This window comes from Kitasatospora griseola, assembly GCF_014648555.1.
GTDB lineage: Bacteria > Actinomycetota > Actinomycetes > Streptomycetales > Streptomycetaceae > Kitasatospora > Kitasatospora griseola.
Genome location: NZ_BMRI01000046.1, coordinates 1 through 6,809, shown reverse-complemented (window position 1 = coordinate 6,809; position 6,809 = coordinate 1). Strand labels below are relative to the sequence as shown.

The 6,809-nt window shown below is 73.7% G+C and carries 7 protein-coding genes; 5 read left to right on the top strand and 2 right to left on the bottom strand.

Going from position 1 to position 6,809, the window contains the following annotated elements; genetic code table 11:
* A partial coding sequence (locus IEZ12_RS33680) for a biotin--[acetyl-CoA-carboxylase] ligase (RefSeq protein WP_229848530.1) occupies nucleotides 1-667 on the bottom strand: 667 nt, incomplete at its 3' end.
* Between the two features lie 240 nt (nucleotides 668-907).
* On the opposite strand from IEZ12_RS33680, the gene IEZ12_RS33675 reads away from it, so the two are divergent.
* Both IEZ12_RS33675 and IEZ12_RS33670 read left to right on the top strand, forming a co-directional pair.
* The gene (locus IEZ12_RS33675; RefSeq protein ID WP_189277676.1) at nucleotides 908-2,497 is read left to right on the top strand and encodes an acyl-CoA carboxylase subunit beta; all 1,590 of its coding nucleotides are present in this window, start codon (nucleotides 908-910) and stop codon (nucleotides 2,495-2,497) included.
* A gap of 17 nt (nucleotides 2,498-2,514) precedes the next feature.
* Nucleotides 2,515-2,715: an acyl-CoA carboxylase subunit epsilon gene (locus IEZ12_RS33670; RefSeq protein ID WP_189277674.1), complete on the top strand. Its 201-nt coding sequence runs from the start codon at nucleotides 2,515-2,517 to the stop codon at nucleotides 2,713-2,715.
* Between the two features lie 25 nt (nucleotides 2,716-2,740).
* On the opposite strand, the gene fdhD is transcribed toward IEZ12_RS33670, so the two are convergent.
* Entirely contained in the window at nucleotides 2,741-3,562 is an 822-nt protein-coding gene (fdhD, locus tag IEZ12_RS33665; protein WP_189277672.1) for a formate dehydrogenase accessory sulfurtransferase FdhD, read from the bottom strand.
* Nucleotides 3,563-3,658: 96 nt separating this feature from the next.
* On the opposite strand from fdhD, the gene hutH reads away from it, so the two are divergent.
* The 3 genes from hutH to IEZ12_RS33650 all read left to right on the top strand — a co-directional run bounded on the left by hutH (nucleotide 3,659) and on the right by IEZ12_RS33650 (nucleotide 6,736).
* The gene (gene hutH / locus IEZ12_RS33660) at nucleotides 3,659-5,221 is read left to right on the top strand and encodes a histidine ammonia-lyase (RefSeq protein ID WP_100587296.1); all 1,563 of its coding nucleotides are present in this window, start codon (nucleotides 3,659-3,661) and stop codon (nucleotides 5,219-5,221) included.
* Nucleotides 5,222-5,372: 151 nt separating this feature from the next.
* A complete protein-coding gene (locus tag IEZ12_RS33655) occupies nucleotides 5,373-6,245 on the top strand; it encodes a MurR/RpiR family transcriptional regulator (RefSeq protein ID WP_189277670.1) in 873 nt (290 codons plus the stop codon).
* A 104-nt stretch (nucleotides 6,246-6,349) separates the two neighbouring features.
* Nucleotides 6,350-6,736: a hypothetical protein gene (locus IEZ12_RS33650; protein ID WP_043914284.1), complete on the top strand. Its 387-nt coding sequence runs from the start codon at nucleotides 6,350-6,352 to the stop codon at nucleotides 6,734-6,736.
* Nucleotides 6,737-6,809: the final 73 nt, after the last annotated feature.

Sequence of the window (6,809 nt, the reverse complement as noted above, 5' to 3'; positions counted from 1 at the left end):
GTCCGCTGGCGTGCGGGTCGCCGGCGGCGGCCGTCCACTCGCCGTAGAGCTCGGCGAACTCGCGCAGCACGGCGCGCAGCAGGGTGGCCCGGTCGGTGGTCTCGGCGCCGGCCAGCGCCAGCGAGGTGGCGGTGGGGACGGGCAGCTCGGCCTGCCGGAGCGAGACGTTGAGGCCGAGGCCGACGATCACGGCGCCGCCGGAGAGTTCGGTGAGGATGCCGCCGAGCTTGCGCTCCTGCCCGTCGACCTCGGCCTGCAGGTCGTTGGGCCACTTCAGGCCGGTGCGGACGTCGGCGATCCGGTCGAGGGTGGCGGAGACGGCGGTGCCGATCAGGATGGGCAGCCAGCCGTAGCGTTCCATCGGCACGCCCTGCGGGCGCAGCAGCATCGACAGGAACAGCCCGGAGCGGGGCGGCGCGGTCCAGCGGCGGTCGAGCCGGCCGCGGGCGGCGTTCTGCGACTCGGCGACCAGCACGGCGCCCTCGGGCGCGCCGTCCTTGGCGCGGGCGGCCAGGTCGGAGTTGGTGGAGCCGGTCTCGCTCACCACATCGAGTGAGGTCCACAGGGCGCCCGGGCGCAGCAGGTCGAGCCGCAGGGCGGCCTCGTCGAGCGGGGGGCGGTCCAGGTCGGTCCACGGGGACGGGCCGCCGTGGCCGAAGCCGCGCAGTCCGGACCGGCGGGGTCGGGGGCTCTCGGGTGTGCTCACCCCAACCACCCTAGGCCCAGGCCGACGGCCGCACTCCGCATCATCGTCCCGCAATCCGGGCAGTGGCACGATGTGTCGATGGCCATAGCCGCGGAGGCCTCCGGGCTGGCTACGCTACGCAACGGTAGACCGCAGCGCCGCCCTGCCCGCAACCCTCCACGCCCCGGGCCGGCGGCCGAGGACGCAGGGAGAGCCACCGCAATGGCCGAGGCACCGAACGACCCGCACACCACCGCCGGAAAGGTCGCCGACCTGCGGCGGAGGATCGACGAGGCGGTGCACTCCGGTTCCGCCGCCGCGGTCGAGAAGCAGCACGCCAAGGGCAAGCTGACGGCCCGCGAGCGGATCCTGGAGCTGCTGGACGAGGACTCCTTCGTGGAGTTCGACGAGTTCGCCCGGCACCGTTCGACCAATTTCGGCCAGGAGAAGAACCGGCCGTACGGCGACGGCGTGGTGACCGGCTACGGCACCGTGGACGGGCGCCAGATCGCGGTGTTCGCGCAGGACTTCACGGTGTTCGGCGGTTCGCTGGGCGAGGTTTTCGGCGAGAAGATCGTCAAGGTGATGGACTTCGCGCTGAAGACCGGCTGCCCGATGATCGGCATCAACGACTCGGGCGGCGCCCGGATCCAGGAGGGCGTGGTCTCGCTCGGCCTGTACGGCGAGATCTTCCGCCGCAACGTGCACGCCTCCGGCGTGATCCCGCAGATCTCGCTGATCATGGGCCCGTGCGCGGGCGGCGCGGTGTACTCGCCGGCGGTCACCGACTTCGTGGTGATGGCCGACAAGACCTCGCACATGTTCATCACCGGCCCCGACGTGATCAAGACCGTCACCGGCGAGACCGTCGACATGGAGGAGCTGGGCGGCGCCCGCACCCACAACACCAAGTCCGGCAACGCGCACTACCTGGCCGCCGACGAGAAGGAGGCCATCGAGTACGTCAAGAGCCTGCTCTCGTACCTGCCCTCCAACAACCTCTCGGACCCGCCGGTCTACCCCGAGCAGGCGGACCTGTCGATCACCGACGAGGACCTGGAGCTCGACAGCATCGTCCCGGACTCGGCGAACCAGCCGTACGACATCCGCCGGGTGATCGAGCACGTGCTGGACGACGGGGACTTCCTGGAGGTCCAGCCGCTGTACGCGGGCAACATCGTGGTCGGCTTCGGCCGGGTCGAGGGCCACCCGGTGGGCGTGGTCGGCAACCAGCCGATGGACCTGGCGGGCTGCCTGGACATCGCGGCCAGCGAGAAGGCCGCCCGCTTCGTGCGCACCTGCGACGCGTTCAACATCCCGGTGCTGACCTTCGTCGACGTGCCCGGTTTCCTGCCCGGCACCGGCCAGGAGTGGGACGGCATCATCCGCCGCGGCGCGAAGCTGATCTTCGCCTACGCGGAGGCCACCGTCCCGCTGATCACCGTGATCACCCGCAAGGCGTTCGGCGGCGCGTACGACGTGATGGGCTCCAAGCACCTGGGCGCCGACATCAACCTGGCGTGGCCGACCGCGCAGATCGCGGTGATGGGCGCGCAGGGCGCGGTCAACATCCTGCACCGCCGGGAGATCGCCGCCGCCGAGGCCGAGGGACGCGGCGAGGAGCGCCGGGCCGAGCTGCTCGCCTCGTACGAGGACACCCTGCTCAACCCGTACCTGGCCGCCGAGCGCGGCTACGTCGACGCGGTCATCGCGCCCAGCGAGACCCGCCGGCACATCGTCCGCGGGCTGCGGGCGCTGCGCGGCAAGCGGGAGGCGCTGCCGCCGAAGAAGCACGGCAACATCCCGCTGTAGCAGAAGGGCTCACCCGCATGACTCCCATTCAGGTGCTGCACGGGCAGCCGACCCCCGAGGAGCTGGCCACCGTCCTGGCGGTGGTCCAAGCCCGGGCCGCCGCCGGGGCCAGGGCGGCCTCCGCGAGCGGCCCGGCCACCGCGTGGACCAGCCGCACTCCCCGTCCCGTCCCCGCGCCAGGCCCGCACGCCTGGCGCACCAGCCTCTGGCCGCGCTGAGGCCCCTCGACGGATCGCCGGCGGTTCAGCCGCCGGCGATCCGGTCCGCGCGGGTGTAGACGTTCGCGCTGCGCCCGCGCAGGAAGCCGACCAGGGTGAGGCCGAGCTCCTCGGCCAGGTCGACGGCGAGCGAGGACGGCGCGGAGACCGCCGCCAGCAGCGGCAGGCCGGCCAGCGCGGCCTTCTGGGTCAGTTCGAAGGAGGCCCGGCCGGAGACCAGCAGGACGTGCCCGCGCAGCGGCAGCAGGCCCTCGCGCAGCGCCCAGCCGACCACCTTGTCCACCGCGTTGTGCCGGCCGACGTCCTCGCGGGCGCACAGCAGGGCGCCGTCGGCGGCGAACAGCGCGGCCGCGTGCAGGCCGCCGGTGGAGTCGAAGGTCCGCTGGGCGGCGCGCAGCTTGTCCGGCAGCGCGTAGAGCACCTCCGGGTCGAGCGTCAGCGGGTCGGCCGAGACGTCCCACCGGCTGCGGGTGCGCACGGCGTCCACGGTGTCGCGTCCGCACAGGCCGCAGGCGCTGGTGGTGAGCAGGTTGCGGTGCGCGGAGAGCGCCGGGCGCGCGCCGCGGACGGCCGCGTCGACCACGTTGTACGTGTTGGCGCCGTCGGCGTCCGTGCCGGCGCAGTAGCGCAGCGCGGCGAGTTCCTCGGTGGCCGCGACCAGGCCCTCGCCGACCAGGAAGCCCGCCACCAGGTCGAAGTCGTGGCCGGGGGTGCGCATGGTGACGGTCAGCGCCTCGCCGCCGATCCGGATCTCCAGCGGTTCCTCCGCCGCCAGACTGTCCGGCCGCGCGCCGCGTTCCCCGTCGCGCAGTCGCACCACTCGCCGCCGTACCGTTGCCCGCGCCATCCGTGTCGCACCTCCGCGGGCCAGTCAACCATCCGCGGTGTGCCGAACGATTGCTTGTCATATCCGCATTCACCTGATGAGAATGTGCATATGGATATGCACAGTGTCGTCGTCCAGGTCGGCAAGGCCGACGTCAGCGCCGAGGATGTCCTCGCCGTGGCCCGGGGCGGGGCCCGGGTGGAGATCGGGCCGGACGCCCTCGCCGAGATGGCCGGGGCGCGCGCCCGGATCGACGCCCTCGCCGCCGAGCCCCGCCCCGTGTACGGGGTGTCCACCGGCTTCGGAGCGCTGGCGGTGCGCCACATCAGCCCCGAGCTGCGGGCCCAGCTCCAGCGCTCGCTGGTGCGCTCGCACGCCGCCGGCATGGGCCCGACGGTGGAGCGCGAGGTGGTCCGGGCGCTGATGTTCCTGCGGATGAAGACGCTGGCCTCCGGCCGCACCGGCGTGCGCCCGCTGGTCGCCGAGACCATGGCCGCCCTGCTGAACGCCGGAATCACCCCGGCGGTGCGGGAGTTCGGCTCGCTCGGCTGCTCCGGCGACCTCGCCCCGCTCTCGCACTGCGCGCTCGTCCTGATGGGCGAGGGCACCGCGTTCGGCCCCGACGGCGCGGAGAAGCCCGCCGCCGAGCTGCTGGCCGCCGCCGGCATCGAGCCGGTCGAACTGCTGGAGAAGGAGGGCCTGGCCCTCATCAACGGCACCGACGGCATGCTCGGCATGCTGGTGATGGCCCTCGCCGACCTCCGGCGCCTGTACACCACCGCCGACATCACCGCCGCGATGACGCTGGAGGCGCTGCTCGCCACCGACCGGGTGCTCGCCCCCGAGCTGCACGCTCCGATCCGCCCGCACCCCGGCCAGGCCGCGGCCGCCGCCAACATGCTGGCCGTGCTGCGCGGCTCCGGGCTGACCGGCCACCACCACGACGACGCGCCGCGGGTCCAGGACGCCTACTCGATCCGCTGCGCCCCGCAGGTGGCCGGCGCCGGCCGCGACACCCTCGCGCACGCCGCGCTGGTCGCCGACCGGGAGCTCGCCGCGTCCGTCGACAACCCGGTGGTGCTGCCCGACGGCCGGGTCGAGTCCAACGGCAACTTCCACGGCGCGCCGGTCGCCTACGTGCTGGACTTCCTGGCGATCGCCGCCGCCGACCTGGCCTCGATCTCTGAGCGCCGCACCGACCGGCTGCTCGACACGGCCCGCTCGCACGGCCTGCCCGCGTTCCTCGCCGACGACCCGGGCGTGGACTCCGGTCTGATGATCGCCCAGTACACCCAGGCCGCGCTGGTCAGCGAGAACAAGCGGCTCGCGGTGCCCGCCTCGGTGGACTCCATCCCGTCCTCGGCGATGCAGGAGGACCACGTCTCGATGGGCTGGTCCGCGGCCCGCAAGCTGCGCCAGGCGGTGGCCAACCTCGGTCGCGTGCTGGCCGTCGAACTCGTCGCCTCCGCACGGGCGTTGGAGATGCGCGAGCAGGCCGCGGAGCAGCCCGGGGTGCTCGCCCCGGCGACCGCCGCCGCGATCGCCGCCGCCCGCGCCGCCGGCGTCGGCGGGCCCGGCCGCGACCGCTTCCTCTCCCCGGACCTGGAGGCCGCCGCCGAACTGGTCGGCACCGGCGCACTGATCGAGGCGGTCCAGCGGGTCACCGGTCCGCTCGCCTGACGAGGTGACCCGGGACGGGCGCGCCGGACACCCTCCGGATGCGCCCGTCCCGTCAGGCGGAACGCGATTGCCCGTCTGTCGGGACTGCGCCACAGTCGTCCCACCGCCGAAGCCACCGGCGACCGCCCAACCGAGCGTGGAGGTACCCGAGATGACCGCCCTGGACGAGACCGGAACGAACAGCGGGCCGTCCGCCCGGCTGCTCCAGCTCTTCGAGGGCCACCGGTTGACGCCCACTCAGCGGCGGATCGCCCACTCGCTGGTGAAGCACGCCGCCGAGGCGCCGTTCCTGTCCAGCGTCGAGGTCGCCGAACTCGCCGGCGTCAGCCAGCCGTCCGTCACCCGGTTCGCCGTCGCGCTCGGCTACGACGGCTACCCCGCGCTGCGCAAGCAGCTGCGCGAACTCGGCGTCGGCGAGGCCGCCGATCCGGAGAGCCACCACGACGCGGTCCGCAACGAGCACCAGCAGGCCGTGCTCGCCGAGATCGCCCACCTGCGGCACCTGGCCGAGCTGCTCGCCGACCCCGCGCCGATCGTCCGCGCCGCCCGGGTGCTGGCCGCGTCCCGGCCGCTGCCGGTGCTCGGCCTGCGCGCCGCCTCCGCCCAGGCCCGCGGCTTCTCCTACTTCGCCGCCAAGGTCCACCCCGACATCCGGCTGCTCGACGAGGGCGGCTCGATGCTCGCCGACCGCCTGGAGCAGGCCGTCTCGGCCGGCGCCAGCGCCCTGCTGTGCTTCGCGCTGCCCCGCTACCCGCGCGAACTGATGGACGCCCTCACGGTGGCCCGCGACTGCGGACTGACCGTGCTGACCGTCGCCGACTCCGCGTTCGCCCCGGTCGCCAAGCTCTCCGACCTGATGCTGCCCGCCGCCGTCGGCACCGGCCTGGTCTTCGACACCGCCTGCGCCCCGATGGTGCTCGGCCGGGTGCTGCTGCAGGCGATGTGCGACGAGATCCCCGGCGCGGAAGCCCGGCTCGAAGCCATCGAGCAGTCGGCGACGGCCCGTCAGTTGTTCCTGGACTGACACCTGTTGTTCCCCCAATGACACCCCGGTGCCGGGTTGACGACCGGCCGTGCGCGGGCATCTTCCCGGTAGGGACGAAGACAGCTTTGGACGGGGGAAGTCCAATGCCACCACCGATCCATCAGATGCGGCTCACCGGACGACTCGGCTCCGGCGCCGACGAATGGTCCTGCCCGCAGTGCGGCCGACGCATCGCCCTCCGCCGCCCGCCGCACCCCGAACTCACCGTGCTCGACCCGGGTGACGAGGAGGCCGTGCACATCGGCGTCCTGGAACCCGGCGACCCGGCCGCCGACGCGGCCGCCGCCCGCTACGGCGTCGGCCCGGTCCAGCACGTCCCGCGCCCGCCGGCCCGCCCCGGCGAGAGCGGTTCCGACGAGAACCGCCCCGCCGACGGCGGCCCCGGCGACCCGAACGCCCAGCCCGACGCCGAGGACCGCCGCTGGCTCGCCGAGATCGGCATCGACTGGGACGGCGACGCGGCGGCCTGAGAGGGCGTTCGATACCGATTTAGGCTGCCGCAGGTGGTTTCGGTCGGAGGTATTGCCCGGTTCTGTCCGGGCT